The 17,570-nt window shown below is 61.7% G+C and carries 13 protein-coding genes; 11 read left to right on the top strand and 2 right to left on the bottom strand.

Translation table 11 applies throughout. The features are described from left to right. The first annotated feature begins 9 nt into the window (after positions 1 to 9). The 7 genes from QQF73_RS00905 (at position 10) to QQF73_RS00875 (ending at position 12,340) form a co-directional block, all read left to right on the top strand. A complete protein-coding gene (locus tag QQF73_RS00905) occupies positions 10 to 7,572 on the top strand; it encodes an Hpt domain-containing protein (RefSeq protein ID WP_285366898.1) in 7,563 nt (2,520 codons plus the stop codon). Further along, positions 7,572 to 8,624: a chemotaxis protein CheB gene (locus QQF73_RS00900; protein WP_285366896.1), complete on the top strand. Its 1,053-nt coding sequence runs from the start codon at positions 7,572 to 7,574 to the stop codon at positions 8,622 to 8,624. The genes QQF73_RS00905 and QQF73_RS00900 overlap by 1 nt, the downstream gene beginning before the upstream one ends. An 11-nt stretch (positions 8,625 to 8,635) precedes the next feature. Beyond that, complete coding sequence (locus tag QQF73_RS00895; protein ID WP_219867292.1) at positions 8,636 to 9,097, top strand: chemotaxis protein CheW; 462 nt, start codon at positions 8,636 to 8,638, stop codon at positions 9,095 to 9,097. Between the two features lie 70 nt (positions 9,098 to 9,167). Continuing rightward, a complete protein-coding gene (locus QQF73_RS00890) occupies positions 9,168 to 9,659 on the top strand; it encodes a Fur family transcriptional regulator (protein ID WP_219867293.1) in 492 nt (163 codons plus the stop codon). Next, positions 9,652 to 10,443, top strand: coding sequence for a zinc ABC transporter ATP-binding protein ZnuC (znuC, locus tag QQF73_RS00885; RefSeq protein ID WP_219867294.1), 792 nt, complete (start codon positions 9,652 to 9,654; stop codon positions 10,441 to 10,443). The genes QQF73_RS00890 and znuC overlap by 8 nt, the downstream gene beginning before the upstream one ends. Further along, positions 10,430 to 11,242, top strand: coding sequence for a metal ABC transporter permease (locus QQF73_RS00880; protein WP_285366890.1), 813 nt, complete (start codon positions 10,430 to 10,432; stop codon positions 11,240 to 11,242). The genes znuC and QQF73_RS00880 overlap by 14 nt, the downstream gene beginning before the upstream one ends. A gap of 99 nt (positions 11,243 to 11,341) precedes the next feature. Next, positions 11,342 to 12,340, top strand: coding sequence for a PAS domain-containing protein (locus QQF73_RS00875; RefSeq protein ID WP_285366888.1), 999 nt, complete (start codon positions 11,342 to 11,344; stop codon positions 12,338 to 12,340). Here the strand turns inward: QQF73_RS00875 and QQF73_RS00870 are convergent. Further along, positions 12,337 to 12,585, bottom strand: a complete 249-nt coding sequence (locus QQF73_RS00870) for a CDGSH iron-sulfur domain-containing protein (RefSeq protein WP_219867297.1) — start codon at positions 12,583 to 12,585, stop codon at positions 12,337 to 12,339. The two genes, QQF73_RS00875 and QQF73_RS00870, sit on opposite strands and share 4 nt — an antisense overlap. 130 nt (positions 12,586 to 12,715) lie before the next feature. On the opposite strand from QQF73_RS00870, the gene QQF73_RS00865 reads away from it, so the two are divergent. Genes QQF73_RS00865 through arsJ form a run of 4 tightly spaced genes read left to right on the top strand, consistent with a single transcriptional unit; the run spans position 12,716 to position 16,347 of the window. Beyond that, complete coding sequence (locus tag QQF73_RS00865) at positions 12,716 to 13,078, top strand: ArsR/SmtB family transcription factor (RefSeq protein WP_285366887.1); 363 nt, start codon at positions 12,716 to 12,718, stop codon at positions 13,076 to 13,078. Further along, complete coding sequence (gene arsB, locus QQF73_RS00860; RefSeq protein ID WP_219867299.1) at positions 13,078 to 14,151, top strand: ACR3 family arsenite efflux transporter; 1,074 nt, start codon at positions 13,078 to 13,080, stop codon at positions 14,149 to 14,151. The genes QQF73_RS00865 and arsB overlap by 1 nt, the downstream gene beginning before the upstream one ends. Beyond that, a complete protein-coding gene (locus QQF73_RS00855; protein ID WP_219867300.1) occupies positions 14,148 to 15,152 on the top strand; it encodes an ArsJ-associated glyceraldehyde-3-phosphate dehydrogenase in 1,005 nt (334 codons plus the stop codon). Before arsB ends, QQF73_RS00855 begins: the two co-directional genes overlap by 4 nt. Position 15,153: 1 nt before the next feature. Next, positions 15,154 to 16,347 (top strand): organoarsenical effux MFS transporter ArsJ, encoded by a 1,194-nt coding sequence (gene arsJ, locus QQF73_RS00850; protein WP_285366885.1) that lies wholly within the window; start codon positions 15,154 to 15,156, stop codon positions 16,345 to 16,347. 3 nt (positions 16,348 to 16,350) lie between these two features. On the opposite strand, the gene QQF73_RS00845 is transcribed toward arsJ, so the two are convergent. Further along, positions 16,351 to 17,433: a patatin-like phospholipase family protein gene (locus QQF73_RS00845; RefSeq protein ID WP_219867302.1), complete on the bottom strand. Its 1,083-nt coding sequence runs from the start codon at positions 17,431 to 17,433 to the stop codon at positions 16,351 to 16,353. Positions 17,434 to 17,570: the final 137 nt, after the last annotated feature.

Raw genomic sequence — 17,570 nt, 5'->3', positions numbered from 1 at the left:
GGAGTGGTTATGGGCAATCACCATGACAGCATCGCCCTCGACTGGGTTCGGGGCGAGATACAGGACACGTTGACCCAGGGTCAGCATGCACTGGAAGCGTATGTCGAAAACCGTGACGACACCGCGCGCCTGCGCTTCTGCCTGAATTACCTCCATCAGGTGCATGGCACCCTGCAGATGGTTGAGCTTTACGGCGCGGCTTTGCTGACCGAAGAGATGGAAAAGCTCACCCAGGCGGTGCTCAACGACACTGTTGCCAACGTCGACGAGGCTGTCGAAGTCCTGATGCAGGCCATCCTGCAACTGCCCCAGTATCTGGAACACCTGGCCACCAGCCAGGACGATTTTCCGATGGTGCTGCTACCCCTGCTGAACGATCTGCGGGCGGCCCGTGGTGAAGCCCTCCTGTCCGACACGTCCCTGTTCAAGCCGGATCTGAGCCGTTCCCAGCTTCAGGTCAGTGACAAGACCTCCCAGCGCCTGCAGGACCCCAAGGTTCTGGGCCATATCCGGAAACTCCGCCAGATGTACCAGTTTGCCCTCGCCGGGATCGTGCGTGAGGAAAATCTGGACGCCCATTTTGATTACATGCAGAAAGTCATTCTGCGTCTCACCCGGCTGTGCCAGAAAACACCGCGGGGTGAACTCTGGAAAGCCGCCAGTGCATTTGTCGAAACGCTCCAGGCGCACATAAACCCGGTCAACGCAGCGGTCAAATCCCTGCTGCGTGAACTGGATAGCGAGATTCGACGGCTGACCGACGAACACGCCGACATCCTTCAGCAACCGGCACCGGAAGCCCTCTTTAAGCATCTGCTCTATTATGTCGCCCGGGCCCGTGATCTCGATACGCCACAGGTCCAGGCCCTGAGAAGCGAATACCAGCTGGACCAGGCACTGCCGTCCGAGGACGATGTTGACGCCGCCCGTACCCGGGTCTCCGGCCCCGGCCGCGAGGCCATTCATTCGGTGGTTAGCGCCCTCAACGAGGAGCTGGCCAAACTGAAGGATCAGCTCGACCTGTTCGTTCGGGCCGAACTCCGCCAGAACGGCGAGCTGGAAGAATTGCTACCCGGCATGCGCCAGGTCGCCAACACCCTGGCGGTGCTGGGCCTGGGAATCCCGCGCAAAGTCGTGACCGAGCAAATCGAACTGGTTGAGAAGCTGAGCAAACAGAGCGATCTGGTCGACGACGGCACCATGATGGATATCGCCGGCGCTTTGCTGTACGTGGAAGCCAGCCTGGCCGGATTCGACAGCGACCGCCAGCATGAGAGCAGCGCCGAGGGCGACGACAGCAAACCGGTCAACCTGGGCTCCCGGGAGCTGGGAGAAGCCAGCAGCGCACTCTTGAGGGAGTCCAGAAACACCCTCGAACAGGTCAAAACAGCCATTGTGAATTTCATTGCGTCACAGTGGGATACCCGCGAAATCGAACACGTGCCGGGTCTGCTCCACAGCATTCGTGGCGGTCTCGGCCTGATTCCCCTGGATCGCGTTGCCGACATGCTGGCTTCCGCCGAACGTTACATCACTGACGTCCTGTTGGGTGGCAAACAGGTTCCGGACTGGAAACAACTCGACACCCTGGCCGATGCGGTCACCAGTATCGAGTACTATCTTGAGCGCCTGGCCGAGGGCATCGGTGAAAACGAATCCGTGCTGAAGGTCGCCGAAGAAAGTCTGGCTTCCCTCGGCTTCCCGGTTGGCGCCGAGCCCACCTGGACCGAGGCCGGGGCAGACATACCGGTCATGGAACCGCCCACCGAGGAGGTTACCCCGGCCGCGGTGGAAACCGACAAGGCGACCGACGACGAACTGCTGGATGATGAAATCCTGTCGATCTTCGTCGAGGAAGCCGAGGAAGTCCTGGAAACCATCCACGACTTCTATCCGCAACTGCGCCAGAATCACGACGACCGCGAGGCCCTGACCGAAGTACGGCGCGCCTTCCATACCCTCAAGGGTAGTGGCCGTATGGTGGGTGCCACCAGCCTGGGCGAGCTGGCATGGTCGGTGGAGAACCTGCTGAACCGGGTGATTGACCAGACCATCAAGCCCAACGATGACCTATTCTCGCTTATCGATGAGGTCAACACCCGCATTCCGTCGCTGATTCGAGAATTCCGGGACGGCCACTCCGGTGGCGACGTCAGTGCGCTGATTGAGCGCGCCGAAGCCATGGCGACCACCCGCCGCTCCGACGGTGACGAAGCGCCCGCTGAGCCCCAGTCGGACGTCGAGGCCCCGGAAGAAGACACCGCCTCTTCCGAAGCCTCCGAGCCCGCCGTTCAGGAACAGGCACAGATCGGGTCGGCCCAGGACGACGACCTGATCGACGATGAAATCCTCGAGATCTTCATCGAGGAAGCGGGCGAAGTGCTCGAAACCATTCGGGAATACCTCCCGATGTTGCTGCGCCAGCACGACGACCGGAGTGCCCTGTCCGAAGTGCGCCGTGCCTTCCACACTCTGAAAGGCAGTGGCCGGATGGTGGGCGCACTGGTCGTCGGAGAACTGGCGTGGTCGGTAGAGAATATGCTGAACCGGGTTATCGACGGCAGCATTTTCATGAACGACGACATCGCCAATCTGCTGGACGATGTGACCGGCGCGTTGCCGGCCCTGGTCGAGGACTTCGAGAAACGACGCGACCCGAGCCTGGACACCTCAACTCTGGAAGCGCGCGCCAACGCCCTCGCCAATGGCGAGATCCCCAACGCCAGCAGCATGCCCTCTGCCGATAGCGACTCATTTGCTAAGCCCGATTCCAGCGAGAGTGGCGACACCGCCGAGGTGTTCGCCGAGGACAGCGGCGTCGATCCGGTTCTTCTCGATATCTTTGAGAGTGAAACCGAAACGCACCTGCAAACCCTGAACGATTATCTCGCGGCAGCCGGTGACAAGACCGCCATCTCCTACACCGATGACCTGTCCCGGGCTCTGCACACCCTCAAGGGGAGCGCCCACACCGCCGGTATAGCGCCGATCGCTGCGGTCATTACCCCGCTTGAACGCTTCGTCAAGGAATCCCGGGGCCAGAACAAGCGCGCCGATCGCGAAATACTGTCGTGCATCGAAGACGCCTGTAATTTCCTGACCCAGGGGCTGGCCCAGATCCGGAAAAATCCGCAGGCATCGCTGCCGGGTACGGATGAGTTCCTTGAGAAGCTCGACCGGATCTCCCAGCAGACTCTGCGCGGCCACCGGGAAACCACCGGCGACGAGCAGCCTGCCCCGGAAGCGCCACCACAACTGGTCCAGCTGTTCCTGAATGAAGGTCTGGATATCGTCCTAGACGCCGACCGCATTCTGGATCAATGGGCCAGCAATCCGGAACAGACCGAGTCCCTCGACAAACTCCGCGATGAACTGGCACAGCTCAACGAAGGTGCCGCGGACGCTGGTCTGTCCGACGTGTCGTCACTGTCCGGAGCCCTTAAGGACGCCTACCGTTCGGCCGCAGCCAGCGAGAGCGCACCCGACCAACACTTCTTCGATACCGTACGTGACGCCCACGAGCAGCTGATCAACATGATGGACCAGGTTGCCGCCGGGCTGGCGACCGAATCCAGTGACGATATCCTGAGCCGACTCGAAGCGCTGGGCCAACACCCGACCGAGGCTGCCGAACCGAACGCATTCGACCAGGAATTTACCGAGGACCTCGAAGCCATCGATCTTAGCTTTGACATGGACGGGATCGAAACGGGCGAGCCCGAGGCCACAAAGGAAGACGAGACACCAGAGCCGCCAGCATTGCCGGAAACCGATGAATCCGACGATGACATGGACCAGGAGCTTGCCGAGATTTTCCTCGAGGAAGCCCGCGACCTGATCGACAGCACCGCCGATGCGCTTCAGAACTGGAGCGAAAACACGCACAACCTCGATATTCTGCGTTTGTTGCAGCGGGACCTTCACACCCTGAAAGGGGGGGCACGCCTCGCCGATATTCCGTCGATCGGTGATCTTTCCCACGAACTGGAGACGCTGTTTGAAGGCCTCACGGAACAGCGTCTGTCGATCAGCGATGAGCTGTCCGACCTGCTGTTCCGTTCCCACGATCGCCTCGCCGGCATGGTCGAGGCCCTCGAGGCCCAGGAAACACCGCGTCCGGCACCGGATCTGATTGGTGAGATCCAGGCTTACATGAACGGTGCAACCGGCATCCGCCCGGTCACCGATGTCAGCCCAGCCGGGGAACCCGAAGCCCCGGACGAGCCGGATGAAGACACCCTGCCCATTCCGGAACTGGACGAGGCGGCTGAACCGGCACCGGCTGAGGACGAACCACAGGAAGACCACGTCACCGATCTCTCCCATCTCGATCCCGAGCTTGTTGGCATCTTTCTGGAAGAAGCTTATGACCTGATCAACTCTACCGGCAGCGCGCTCCACACTTGGAGCGAGGATCCGTCCGACCGGGCGGTGGCCGCGGAACTGCAGCGAGATGTACACACCCTCAAGGGCGGTGCGCGCATGGCCGGCGTCGAAGCCATCGGTGACCTGACTCACGTTCTCGAGGATTTGTTCGAGAAGGTGGCGGAAGGTCAGCTGGACGCCAGCGAGGACATGAACAATCTGCTGTTCGCGTGCCATGACCGTCTGGCCCAGATGGTTGAACAGGTAGCAACCCAGAAGCCCTGCCCGCCCGCCAGGGACCTGGTGGCGGAGGTTCAGGCCATCCTGCGCGGCAAGCCCCTGACCGGGAAACCGGTTCAGGATGAGCCGGAACAGGACGTTGCCCGGGCCACGGTTGAAGCCAGCCCCGGTCTGGCCGACGCCCTGGCCGGTGCCAGTGATGATGACCTGATCGGCATTTTCCTCGATGAAGGACTCGAGATTTACGCCGCCGTCAGCGAGTGTCTGGCCCAGTGGCGCGACGAGCCCGACGAGTTGACCGGCGTCACCCAGCTCCAACAGGAGCTCCATACCCTCAAGGGTGGAGCCCGACTGTCTGACGTCGATCCGATCGCCGATCTGGCCGAAGCCTGGTCGGACGCACTGGACCCATTGATTGCTGGCGCCAGTAACCAGCAGACGCTACTGGCGCTGAGCACCAAGGCCCTGGGCTCATTGAAGGCGATGCTCGCCAGCCTGGAAGAGGGCAACAAGCCGGAAGGCGACACAGAACTGGTCGATGCCCTGAAAACGGCCCACGACTCGGCCGCAACCGACGCGCAACCGTCGGAGCCTGCGCCGGCAGCCGATCAGGTAGACCCGGAAGTTCTTGAGATTTTCCTCGAGGAAGCCGGCGAAATTATGGATCAGCTGGAGCAGCTGCTCGATGACTGGCGCAAGGAGCCGACCAATCACGGCTTCAATCAGGAGGCACAGCGCGCCCTGCACACCCTGAAAGGCGGCGCACGCCTGTCGCAACTGACGCAGCTGGGAGACAAGGCGCACGCTTTCGAGACCCGGCTGATTGACCTGGGTGGCAACGCCCCGGACAAGACCCAGTGGCAGAGCATCACCGAAGACCACGACGCCATCATCGCCATGGTGGCCGACATCCGGAAGCGCTACGAATCCGGTGACGCGATGTCGGAGCCGACCCAGGCCCCGTCACCGCAGCCGGAAGCACAACCGGAAGCCAGGACTGAAGAGCCGACGGAACCCGCAGCCCCGGCCCCTGTGGCAGAAAAACCGGCTGCGCCTGAACCCAAGCCGGCCAAGCCGCCCGCCAAGTCAGCTGCCAAGAGCCGGACCAAGGCCAAAGACAACCAGCGCGCGGCCCAGGAAACCATCCGGGTCTCGGCACCGCTGCTGGACGAACTGGTTAACCTCGCCGGGGAAACCAGTATCACCCGTGGCCGGCTGGAGACCCAGACCAGTGATTTCGGCCATACCCTGGACGAAATGGCTGCAACCATCGAGCGTCTGCGTGAACAGTTGCGACGGATGGATATCGAAACCGAGGCGCAAATCCTGTTCAGTGCCGAGAAGGAACACGGTCCGGACTACGGGGAAGACTTTGACCCGCTGGAAATGGACCGGTACTCCTCGATCCAGCAGCTGTCGCGGGCCTTGACCGAGTCCTCCTCTGACCTTGCAGACCTGCGGGAAACCCTGTCTGACCGGGTACGGGATACGGAGACGCTGCTTGTTCAGCAATCCCGGATCAACACGGAACTTCAAGAAGGTCTGATGAAGACCCGGATGATTCCGTTTTCCTCCATGGTCCCCCGCCTGCGTCGGATTGTTCGCCAGATCAGCGGCGAACTCGGCAAGAAAGTGGACTTTGATGTCCGCAACGCCGAAGGCGAGATGGATCGCAACATCCTCGAGCGGATGATCGCGCCGCTGGAGCACATGCTCCGGAACGCACTCGACCACGGCATTGAAGCACCGGCGGACCGGAACGCTGCGGGCAAGCCTGAAACCGGGGAAGTCGTGCTGTCCCTGACCCGAGAGGGCGGTGACGTGGTTCTGCGGATGATGGACGATGGTAAAGGCATCCCCTCCAACGTCATTCGCGACAAGGCCATCCGTCAGGGCATGATGCGGGAGAATGAGGATCTGACCGAACGGGAGATCCTGCAGTTCATCCTTCAGCCCGGATTCTCTACCGCCCAACAGGTGACACAGATTTCCGGACGTGGCGTGGGCATGGACGTGGTCGCCAGCGAGATCAAACAGCTTGGCGGCAGTCTGGACATTGATTCGGCGCTCGGACGCGGCTCGACCTTCACGGTGCGCCTGCCGTTTACCGTATCCGTAAACCGGGCCCTGATGGTGTCCACCGGCGAGGACTTCTACGCCATCCCGCTCAACACCATCGAGGGTATTGTCCGGGTCAGCACCTACGAACTCGAAGAGTATTACAAGCCGGATGCGCCGTTGTACGAATACGCCGGCCAGGAATACCGCCTGCAGTACCTTGGCAGCCTGCTGAACAGCGACCACCAGCCGAAACTCCAGGGTCAGGCTCTGCCCTTGCCAGTCATTCTGGTGCGTGGCGCGGAGCAGCCCATGGCGCTTCAGGTCGACAACCTGATGGGTAGCCGGGAAATCGTGGTTAAATCCCTCGGCCCGCAATTCGGTTCCGTACGCGGCGTCTCCGGTGCGACCATCCTGGGTGACGGTAACGTGGTCGTGATTCTCGACCTGCCGGCGATGATCCGCTCCGACATCCTGTCCGAGCGTCAGCGGCTGGCCAGCCTGGAGAAAGCCCGGGAAGCAGCCCGGTACGAGGAGCAGATCACCACGGTTATGGTGGTGGACGACTCGGTTACGGTACGGAAGGTTACCTCGCGACTGCTTGAACGCAACGGCATGGAGGTCATTCTGGCGAAAGACGGCCTGGATGCGGTCGCCCAGCTACAGGACCACAAACCGGACGTAATCCTGCTGGATATCGAGATGCCGCGGATGGATGGTTTCGAGGTGGCAAGTTTCGTGCGGCACGACGACAACCTGTCGGAAACGCCCATCTGCATGATCACGTCGCGGACCGGTGAGAAACACCGGGAACGGGCCATGGCCATCGGTGTGAACGAGTATCTCGGCAAGCCTTTCCAGGAAACCGAGCTTCTTGAAACCATCGAACGGCTAACCGGTAACCGGTGATGGCCGGCCAATGTGGCCGGCCCAGCGTCGGGATTGTCTCGGATGTTGTGCTCCAGCGTCACCGGCTGCAGGCTGCAACGGCAAAGGTCGGTCTCGACGTCTGCTTTTCCGGGGATCCCGAGCGCCTTCTCGGCTACCCGGACTTTCCGGATGCCGGGCTCTGGCTGGTCACCCTGGCAGATGAAGCCGATCATCCAATGCTGTTCGACCACCTGTTTGAAAACACCGAATCTCCGGTTCTGTTCGGCCTTGATCAGGCACCCAAACCGGGGGGAACGGACTATTTCCGCTGGGAACGTCGATTGCTGGGCAAGCTGGAACAGCAGCTTGGCAGCCTTGAGGAGCTCGATTCCGAAGCCAGCATCCAGGAACTTGAGGAACAGCGCCCTGCAAGCCCGCCAACCACGACGCTCCCCCACTGGATTCCACCCGCTACGCCGGGCTCCGTAGCCGAAGAGGTCTGGATTCTCGGTGCCTCGCTCGGGGGGCCGGCGGCCGTCAAGACGTTTCTCGATCACCTGCCCCCGGGGCTGCCGGTCGGCTTTATCTATGCCCAGCACATTGATGGCAATTTCACCGACGTGCTGACCCGGGTGCTCGGCCGTCACGCCCACTACCAGCTCCGACGCGCGGAAGAGGGCCTCCGGGTCAATAACGGCGACGTAGTACTGCTGCCAGTCGAGCACGAATGGAAAGTCAGTGAGACCGGGACACTGACCGAACTCAATACGCCCTGGCCCGGGCCTTACGGCCCTTCCATCGACCAGGTCCTGTTCAACGTCGCCGACCATTACGGCCGGCGCTGCCATGCTATCCTGTTCTCCGGCATGGGCAACGATGGCGCAATTGCCGCCCCCATACTGAAGGCCTATGGCAGTCGAATCTGGGTTCAGGAAAGCAGCAGCTGCGGGAACAGTTCCATGCCAGACTCCGTCGCGGCAACCGGTTGCTCCACCCTGTGTGGAACCCCGGAAGAACTGGCCCGGGAACTGGTCAAAACCATTGAAAAATCCTGCTTGCTCAAGAGCCGGCAGAAACGGGACTCCGCCTGAGGACACATGCAATGAAAGACAAAAGCCAGACTCTCTCCTGCGTTATGATTCCCATGAGCGAGCGGCAACTGTTGCTGCCGAACGTCACCATTGCCGAAGTGGTGGATTTTGCCAGCTCCGAGGCCGGGGCCAACACCCCCGACTGGCTGGTCGGCTATCTGGACTGGCGTGGACTGACACTCCCGGTGATTTCCTACGACGCCGCCAACGGCGGCAGCCTCAGTGTGCCCGGTGATAACCGGGGTCGCATCGTGGTGTTGAACACCATTGGTGAACACCACGAGCAGGTGCCCTTCATGGCACTGGTTACCCAGGGTATTCCGAGCCAGACCCGACTGACCGAAGATCAGATCAGCCAGAAAGACGGAGAGGCCGGCCCGGCCGATATCATGCAAGTTGAGGTGGACGGCGAAAGCGCCTGGATTCCCAATCTGGAATATCTGGAATCGCTGGCGAACCAGTCCCACAGCTAAACCCACGGCGGGGCCGTGGCAGGGATTTATGCAAATGTTATAATGTTGCAAATTTCCCAGGATTCCCGCCATGCCTGCCCGCGCTCTGCCCTATCGCCCGCACAATCACGACGCCTGTGTCACCCAGGCCCTCGCCGACGCCCGGGACATCTGCCAGCAACGCAGTGCGCGCCTGACGCCCACCCGGGAGCGAGTGCTTGAACTGATCTGGCAATCCCATAAACCTCTGGGTGCCTATGACGTGCTGGCACAGCTCGCCGAGGACGGCCACAATGCTGCACCACCAACGGTCTATCGGGCGCTGGATTTCCTGCAACAGAACGGATTGGTTCATCGTATTGCCTCGCTCAACGCCTTCATTGGCTGCGCTCACGCCGGTGAGCACCATACTGGCATGTTCCTTATCTGCCGGGCCTGCGGCAATGTGCTTGAGCTGACGGCTCCGTCTGTCTCGGGGGCCGTGCAGGCAGCGGCAGACGCGGAATCCTTCGAACTGGATGACATCACCCTCGAAATTGCCGGGCTCTGCCCACGGTGCCAGAAGGACTCCGGCCATGAATGAACTGTTGGTCACTCTGGACGATCTCACCGTGGCGTTTGACGATCGTCCCGTGGTGGATCACGTCAATCTGAAGGTTCATCGGGGCGACATCCTCACTATCATCGGACCGAACGGTGCGGGTAAAACCACCCTGATCAAAGCCGTGCTGGGCCTGCAAAAGCCCACCCGTGGCGTTGTCAGCCTGGCCCGCAAGCTGGTGATCGGCTATGTTCCCCAGCACCTGACCCTGGAATCAACCCTGCCTCTGAGCGTCAAGCGTTTCATGATGCTTACCGGACGCTCGGAGCCCGACTGTCAGGCGGCCTTGTCGAAAACCGGTGTCGGACACCTGTTCAATGCCTCGGTACACCACCTGTCCGGAGGCGAAAAACAGCGACTGCTGCTGGCCCGGGCCCTGGTGAGGAAACCGGACCTGCTGGTGCTCGACGAACCCGCCCAGGGAGTCGACATCAATGGCCAGGCCTCGCTGTACGAACTGATCCGCCAGCTCCGGGACGAACTCAACTGCGGGGTGATCATGATCTCCCACGACCTTCATCTGGTGATGGCAGCAACCGACCAGGTCATCTGCCTGAACCAGCATATCTGCTGCAGTGGGCACCCGGCCGACATTTCCCACGATCCGGCCTTCATCGAGACCTTTGGTACCCAGGTCGCCGAGTCCCTCGCGGTCTACCACCACCGCCATAACCACAGCCACGATCTCCACGGCGATGTGGTCGAAGACACCTCAGTCGCTTCACCTTCCGGCCATCAGGAGTGCTCCGGCCATGCCCATCATTGATGCTGTTCTCGATGACTTCTTCTGGCGGGCGATGATCGGTGGCCTGGGAGTGGCGTTGGTAGCCGGCCCGCTGGGCTGTTTTGTGGTCTGGCGGCGGATGGCCTATTTCGGGGACACCCTCGCCCACTCGGCGCTGCTGGGTATCGCCCTGAGCTTCCTGATCAGTGTGCCATTGCACGTTGGCGTGGTACTGACCTGCGTCGTGCTGGCCGTGGCTCTGGTGCTGTTCTCCCGGACCCGAGCCCTGGCCACGGACACCCTTCTGGGCATACTCGCCCACAGCGCCCTCGCCATTGGCCTGGTCACACTCAGTTTCATGCCCGATGTACGGGTCGACCTGACCGGTCTGCTGTTCGGTGACCTGCTGGCCATGAGCCGTAACGATCTGATCTGGATCTACGGCGGTGCCGCGGTGATCCTGACTCTGCTGGCGACCTTGTGGAAAGGCTTGCTGATGAGCACGATTCACCAGGAGTTGGCGCTGGTGGAAGGCCTGCCGGTAGAACGGCTGCGGCTGGTACTGGTGCTGATGTTTTCACTGGTGATCGCCGTCGCCATGAAAATTGTCGGGGTTCTGCTGATTACCGCCCTGCTGATCATTCCTGCGGCAACAGCCAGGCGCCTGGCCCACAACCCGGAACATATGGTGGGTCTGGCGATGGTGTTCGGCTTTATTGCGGTGAGCGGCGGCCTGAGCCTGTCATGGTACCTGGACACACCGGCCGGGCCGTCGGCGGTGGTCACCGCCTTCCTGACCTTTCTGCTGGTCTACGGAGGCGCCGGCAAGGCCCGGGCATGAGGGGCATGAGGATTTCCCTGAAGCGACCGCCTGGTCTAAAGTGAGGGGACACCACTTAATGAGCATGGCGCTAAACCGTCATCACTCGGGAAGGCCTGCATGGACAGCTCAAAACCCCGTTCGCCCGGGCAGACCGGCCTCTGGCCCGGCCTGTGGGTTCCCCTGGTCATACTGATCGTCGGACTGACGGCGACGGCGACCATGGCCCACTTCGAATCCAGCCGGGCCAGCGAACTGGCCGAGGCTCATTACCAGGCCCAACACCAGGCACTGGTCAATCTGTTGCTGGCCCGGGTGCCAACACGGGCGTCTGAAAATGCCTCAACCCAGGAATGGCTGCATTCCGTTTTCGATGAGGCGTTGCCACCAAGCCTGGGGGTTCGGGTCGATACCCTCTCACGCCACACCAAGCGGCCATTGCTCCAGATCCGCACGCAGGGCTCGATCGATCCCACGCGAGCCCTGCGGACCGAGGTGAACTACGGCGACTTCAGCTGGATGCTGACGACGGTGCCTTCCCGGTCCCTGCTGGAACAATCGGCCAACAGCGCCCACAGGAACGTCTGGCTCTCCGGCGGGACGCTAACCCTCGTGGCGACGCTCCTGGCCCTGTTCCAGTGCCGAAGGCTCCATGGGCAGTCCCTGCAGATCGTTGATCTGGAACGCAGGGGAACCGGGGCCGATCAGCACATCACCAACCTTCAGGTGGAAAAATCCATACTGCGTCAGGCCCTGAATGACAGCGAACAGCGCAGCCGGGATCTGATCGCCCTGTCCGGCGCCATCATCAGCGAACTGGACGAAATGGGCCTTATCGGTTTCATTTCCCCTCAGGTTGCAGAACTGCTGGCACGGGCCCCCGCCGACCTGATCGGAGAGCCGTTCGAACGGCTGATCGAGCCCGGCTCACGGGAGAACTTCCGGCGGGCCCTCACGGCCGCGCGAGCGGACCACTCCATCGAACGCATTGATTTACCATTGCTGCACCGCGACGAAGAGACCGTACTCAATGTCGCCATCCGAATTCTGGCACTCCAGGATCCGGTGCACGGACTGAGCGGGTACCGGCTCGGTGCCTTTGCCCAGAACGGGCACTAGGTAAGTGATTTATGGGTGCCGTCACACAGCGGCGGTGTTCCCGTCTGCTTACAACCACAGAACCAGACCCATTCCTTTTTCTCGGCGGTGTACTTTACCGGCTTGAACCCCGTGCCCTTGTGGGATCCGTCGCAGAACGGCTGAGTCTGACTCCGGCCACAGGCGCACCACAGGTAATTCTTGCCCGCCTCGACCAGGACAGAATATGGCGTTGTCCTCGCCACACGGGCTTTGGCATCACTCATAGAACCTCCCGGAAAACAATTCGGCATAAAAGTACCCGCAGTATAGACAATTCCTCATGCCCGACTTGCCTCATGCGCCACGAGTCCGTACATTTACATCCGTTTTTCTGCATATATGGAAAATCAGATATTGATTGCCACCAACGCTGACTACCACCCCGTTCGCGTGTTCAAGGCGCTGGGCGACGAGAACCGACTGACCATCCTGCTGTTGATCCGGCAGCAGACCGAGCTGTGCGTGTGCGAACTCACCGCCGCCCTGAATCTGTCCCAGCCCCGGGTCAGTCGCCATCTGGCGTACCTCCGGGAGCACAACCTGTTGCAGGATGAGCGCCGGGGGCAGTGGGTGTACTATCGACTGCATCCGGAGCTGCCCGAATGGGTCCAGTCAGTACTCGGCAGGTCCTCCGAGGCCTGCGCGGGCCTGCTGGCGCCCATCAGCCAGCGGCTGGATGCCTTGCCCGACCGCCCCGTCAGTGTGGACTGCAGCTGATGGGAACCTTCGAACGCTACCTCAGCCTGTGGGTGGCCCTCGCCATCGCACTCGGAATGACCACCGGCACCCTGCTACCGGGGGTGTACCACACCATCGCCAACCTGACGTACGCCCACGTGAACCTTGTGGTGGCGGTGTTCATCTGGGCCATGATCTATCCGATGATGGTTCAGGTGGATTTCACCGCCATCCGGAATGTCCGCCGCGAACCCCGGGGACTGATCCTGACCCTGTTCATCAACTGGCTGATCAAGCCGTTCACCATGGCGGCTTTGGGCTGGCTATTCTTCAAATTGCTGTTTGCGGACCTGGTGGACCCGACCACGGCCACGGAATACATCGCCGGCATGATTCTCCTCGGGGTCGCCCCCTGCACCGCAATGGTCTTCGTCTGGAGCCAGCTTACCCGGGGCAATTCCGCCTACACCCTGGTTCAGGTGTCGGTAAACGACCTCATCATGGTGTTTGCCTTTGCGCCGATTGCCGCCTTCCTGCTGGGCCTTTCCACCATTACGGTGCCCTGGGAAACCCTGTTGCTCTCGGTGGTGCTCTACGTGGTTGCGCCGCTCGTGGCCGGGGTCCTGACCCGGCGCTACCTGCTGCGCCAGGGCCAGTCGCGTCTGGACGCCTGGCTGCAACACAGCAAGCCAACCACCATCATGGGCCTGCTGGCGACCGTGGCCCTGCTGTTTGGCCTACAAGCAGACCGGATCCTGGACAACCCGTTCGCCATTGCCCTGATCGCCGTCCCGCTGTTGATCCAGAGCTACGGCATCTTTTTCATCGCCTACTTTATGGCCCGGAGAATGAGACTGCCCCACGACATCGCCGCCCCGGCGAGCCTGATCGGCACGTCAAACTTCTTCGAGTTGGCCGTTGCCGTCGCCATCAGCCTGTTCGGACTCACCTCCGGGGCGGCCCTGGCTACGGTCGTCGGTGTTCTGGTGGAAGTCCCGGTGATGCTGTCGCTGGTCGCGTTCGCCAACCGGACCCGACGCTGGTTTCCGGCCGTCGGCTCTCCTGACACCCTTTCGACAACCCCGGAAAACGAGGGGAGGTACCCGCAATGAGCACGATCAAAGTAGGCATCAATGGCTTCGGCCGCATCGGCAGGCTCGCGCTGCGCGTGGCCTGGGAATGGCCCGACGTCGAATTCGTGGCGGTCAATGACCCCGGCGCAGACGCCGCCACCCTGGCACACCTGCTGAACTTCGACAGCGTTCATGGACGCTGGAACCAGGAGGCCGGCTTCGATGGCACCGCTCTGGTCATCAACGGCCACCGCATCCGGGTGACCCACAACCGGACCATCGGCGAAACCGACTGGTCCGGTTGCGACGTGGTCATCGAGGCCAGTGGCCATATGCGAAAGGTGGACGTGCTCCAGGCCTACCTGGACCAGGGCGTGAAACGGGTGGTGGTCACCGCCCCGGTCAAGGAAGCCGGTGCCCGGAACCTGGTGATGGGCGTAAACGACCATTTGTTCGACCCCGCTACGGACCGGATTGTCACGGCGGCCTCCTGCACCACCAACTGCCTGGCACCGGTGGTGAAAGTGATTCACGAGAAGCTGGGCATCCGCCACGGATCAATCACCACCATCCACAGCCTGACCAACACGCAGACCATCCTCGACGCCCCGCACAAGGACCTGCGCCGGGCCCGGGCCTGCGGCAGCTCTCTGATCCCGACCACCACCGGTTCCGCCACCGCCATCATCGAGATCTTCCCGGAGCTGAAGGGCCGGCTCGACGGTCACGCCGTGCGGGTCCCGCTGACCAACGCCTCACTCACTGACTGTGTCTTTGAAGTGGACACCCCCACCGACCGAGAGACGGTCAACCAGCTTCTGAAAGAGGCGGCCGAGGGGGAGCTGGAGGGCATTCTGGGCTACGAGGAACGCCCGCTGGTCTCGATTGACTATAAGACCGATCCCCGATCCGCCATCATCGATGCCCTGTCCACAATGGTGGTCAACGGCACCCAGGTGAAGCTCTACGCCTGGTACGACAACGAGTGGGGCTACGCCAATCGCACCGCCGAACTGATGCGCAAGGTTGGCGCTTCCTGATATGACGGCAGCCATCCGCCAGTACCTGGTCATCACCGGCAACTACTGGGCCTTCACCCTGACCGACGGTGCCCTGAGAATGCTGGTGGTGCTGCATTTTCATCAGCTTGGCTATGCGCCCCTGGACATTGCGCTGCTCTTCGTCTTCTACGAGTTCTTCGGCGTCGTGACCAATCTTGTCGGCGGTTACCTCGGAGCCCGGATGGGGCTGAACCGCACCATGAATCTGGGCCTGCTGTTGCAGATCGTGGCGCTGGCCATGCTGGCCGTACCCGCGGCAGCGCTGACGGTGCCCTGGGTCATGGCGGCCCAGGCGCTGTCGGGAATCGCCAAGGACCTGAACAAGATGTCGGCCAAGAGTGGCATCAAGCTGCTCGTGCCCGATACCGAACAGGGCAAGCTCTACAAATGGGTCGCGGTGCTGACCGGCTCCAAGAATACCCTGAAGGGCGTGGGCTTTTTCCTGGGCGGCGTTCTGCTCATGACGGCTGGCTTCAAGGGCGCCGTCATCACCATGGCCGCCGCCCTGACTCTGATCTGGCTGTCCAGCCTGTTCCTGCTGAAGCGGGAAATCGGCAAGAGCAAGGCCAAACCCAAGTTCACCGATATGCTGTCCAAGAGCCGGCCGATCAATATCCTTTCAGCAGCCCGCCTGTTCCTGTTCGGCGCCCGGGATGTCTGGTTCGTCGTCGCCCTGCCCGTATACCTCCACACCGTGTTTGGCTGGGATTTCTGGCAAGTGGGTGGCTTCATGGCCTGCTGGATCATCGGCTACGGCGTTATCCAGACCCAGGCCCCCAGGATCACCGGCGACCTGTCGGGCAAGACACCGGCGATACTCTGGGCCTGGGCGCTTGCCGTTGTGCCAGCGGCCATCGCGATCGGCCTGGCGACCCCAATCCCGCCACAACTGACCGTGGTTATCGGGTTGTTGCTGTTCGGCGGGCTGTTTGCCGTCAATTCCTCGCTGCACAGCTACCTGATTGTCAGCTACGCACGCTCGGACGGCGTATCTCTGGACGTGGGTTTCTACTACATGTCCAACGCCGCGGGACGCCTGCTCGGCACCCTGCTTTCCGGCTGGATCTACCAGACCTTTGGCCTGGAGGCGTGTCTGTGGACGTCCTCCGCCATGGTGGCCGTTGCCGCCCTGTTTGCGACCGGTCTGCCAGAGCGTCATTCAACGCCCGCCTGAACGTCAGAGCGGGCGAATGACGTCCGCAAGTTTTCCGCTTTCGGTCAGTTCCAGGAACTCATCGCCCAGCCGGTCGCTTTCGGCAATGGCCTTGCGCCAGGAGCGCTCCCGGCCATCATCGTCGTTAAGGTATTTCTCGAAATCTTTCCGGTCCGGCAGCTTGCGGTCCGGCAGGGACTCAAGGTAATCCTTGGAGGGGGCCACGAGTACAACATCCTGTAAGCGGGTGGCGTCGCCCCGGCGCCAGGGCAGGGTCTTGTCGAACCAGCCGGGTACCACCTTATCGGTGAAATGCGGATAGAGAATGACTCCGGGCTGTTCGTACGGCAGGTCCAGGTGATAGTCCAACAGCCCTCCGTCACGGTACACCCCTTCCGGCGCGCCCGGGATGTTACGGACACCGGCCATCACCATGGGAATGGAAGCGGAGGCCAGAAGCGCCGACAGCAGATTATCGCGGGTCAGCGCCACCTCGTGACTGGGGAAGTCGACCAGTTTCGCCACCGGCGCTTTCAGGCGGGCATCGTGAATGATGCCCCGTTCCATGAACCGGCCCAGATGGCGACGGCTTACCATGTTGGCGCTGATGGCGTTCATCAGACCGAGGCTGAGGCGCCCCCGGGTATCGTGCTCCAGCATGCCGCGGCTGCGAACCACCACCACGTTGAGCCGATACCAGGGGTGGTTGAGAATGTAATCTTCACGTCCGCCCAACAGCTCTTCCAGGAACAGTACGCTCTTGCGACTGACTTCGGCAGGGCTGACCCCCTTGGCAAATCGCTGCGACGTGTATAGCTCGGCCAGCCTCGCAAGCTGTTCCTTCGGTTTATCCGACGAAGCCACCGCCGCAAACCGCCAACTGCCAATGGACGAGCCAATCAGCGAGCGCTCCTGTGGAGCCCGGGGTAGCCAGTCCCCGAAGATGGCCTTGTCCAGGCCACTGATCCCCAGGGCCTTTGGCCCACCTGCAGCGCCGGGCACGACGTGGACATCGGCTGGCGTCAGAGGCCGGGCTTTCAGCCGCTCCAACGCACGGCGACCTGCGCGGATGGTCAGTGCCGGTGCCCGGGTATGAATTGCGGTCATGACGAACTCCCTGTTTTGAATCGGCGGAGTTTAACCAAGCGGAAGAAGCCCGGCCAACTGAAGAAAACTTATAGAGGTCATAAATTGCAGTATGGGCTTCACTATCAGGCGGCTCATGCTAGACTTTCGTCAGTCCG

This window comes from Marinobacter albus (genome assembly GCF_030238305.1).
In the GTDB taxonomy this organism is placed as follows: Bacteria; Pseudomonadota; Gammaproteobacteria; order Pseudomonadales; family Oleiphilaceae; genus Marinobacter; species Marinobacter albus.
Note: the sequence above shows the minus strand (reverse complement) of the source record. Positions and strands in the feature narration are given on the sequence as shown.

Coding starts and splice junctions, on each gene's coding strand:
- QQF73_RS00855 (WP_219867300.1), top strand. CDS start 14,148: ATGAGCACGATCAAAGTAGGCATCAATGGCTTCGGCCGCATCGGCAGG.
- QQF73_RS00905 (WP_285366898.1), top strand. CDS start 10: ATGGGCAATCACCATGACAGCATCGCCCTCGACTGGGTTCGGGGCGAG.
- QQF73_RS00890 (WP_219867293.1), top strand. CDS start 9,168: ATGCCTGCCCGCGCTCTGCCCTATCGCCCGCACAATCACGACGCCTGT.
- arsB (WP_219867299.1), top strand. CDS start 13,078: ATGGGAACCTTCGAACGCTACCTCAGCCTGTGGGTGGCCCTCGCCATC.
- QQF73_RS00870 (WP_219867297.1), bottom strand. CDS start 12,585: ATGAGTGATGCCAAAGCCCGTGTGGCGAGGACAACGCCATATTCTGTC.
- QQF73_RS00900 (WP_285366896.1), top strand. CDS start 7,572: ATGGCCGGCCAATGTGGCCGGCCCAGCGTCGGGATTGTCTCGGATGTT.
- QQF73_RS00845 (WP_219867302.1), bottom strand. CDS start 17,433: ATGACCGCAATTCATACCCGGGCACCGGCACTGACCATCCGCGCAGGT.
- znuC (WP_219867294.1), top strand. CDS start 9,652: ATGAATGAACTGTTGGTCACTCTGGACGATCTCACCGTGGCGTTTGAC.
- QQF73_RS00895 (WP_219867292.1), top strand. CDS start 8,636: ATGAAAGACAAAAGCCAGACTCTCTCCTGCGTTATGATTCCCATGAGC.
- QQF73_RS00875 (WP_285366888.1), top strand. CDS start 11,342: ATGGACAGCTCAAAACCCCGTTCGCCCGGGCAGACCGGCCTCTGGCCC.
- QQF73_RS00880 (WP_285366890.1), top strand. CDS start 10,430: ATGCCCATCATTGATGCTGTTCTCGATGACTTCTTCTGGCGGGCGATG.
- arsJ (WP_285366885.1), top strand. CDS start 15,154: ATGACGGCAGCCATCCGCCAGTACCTGGTCATCACCGGCAACTACTGG.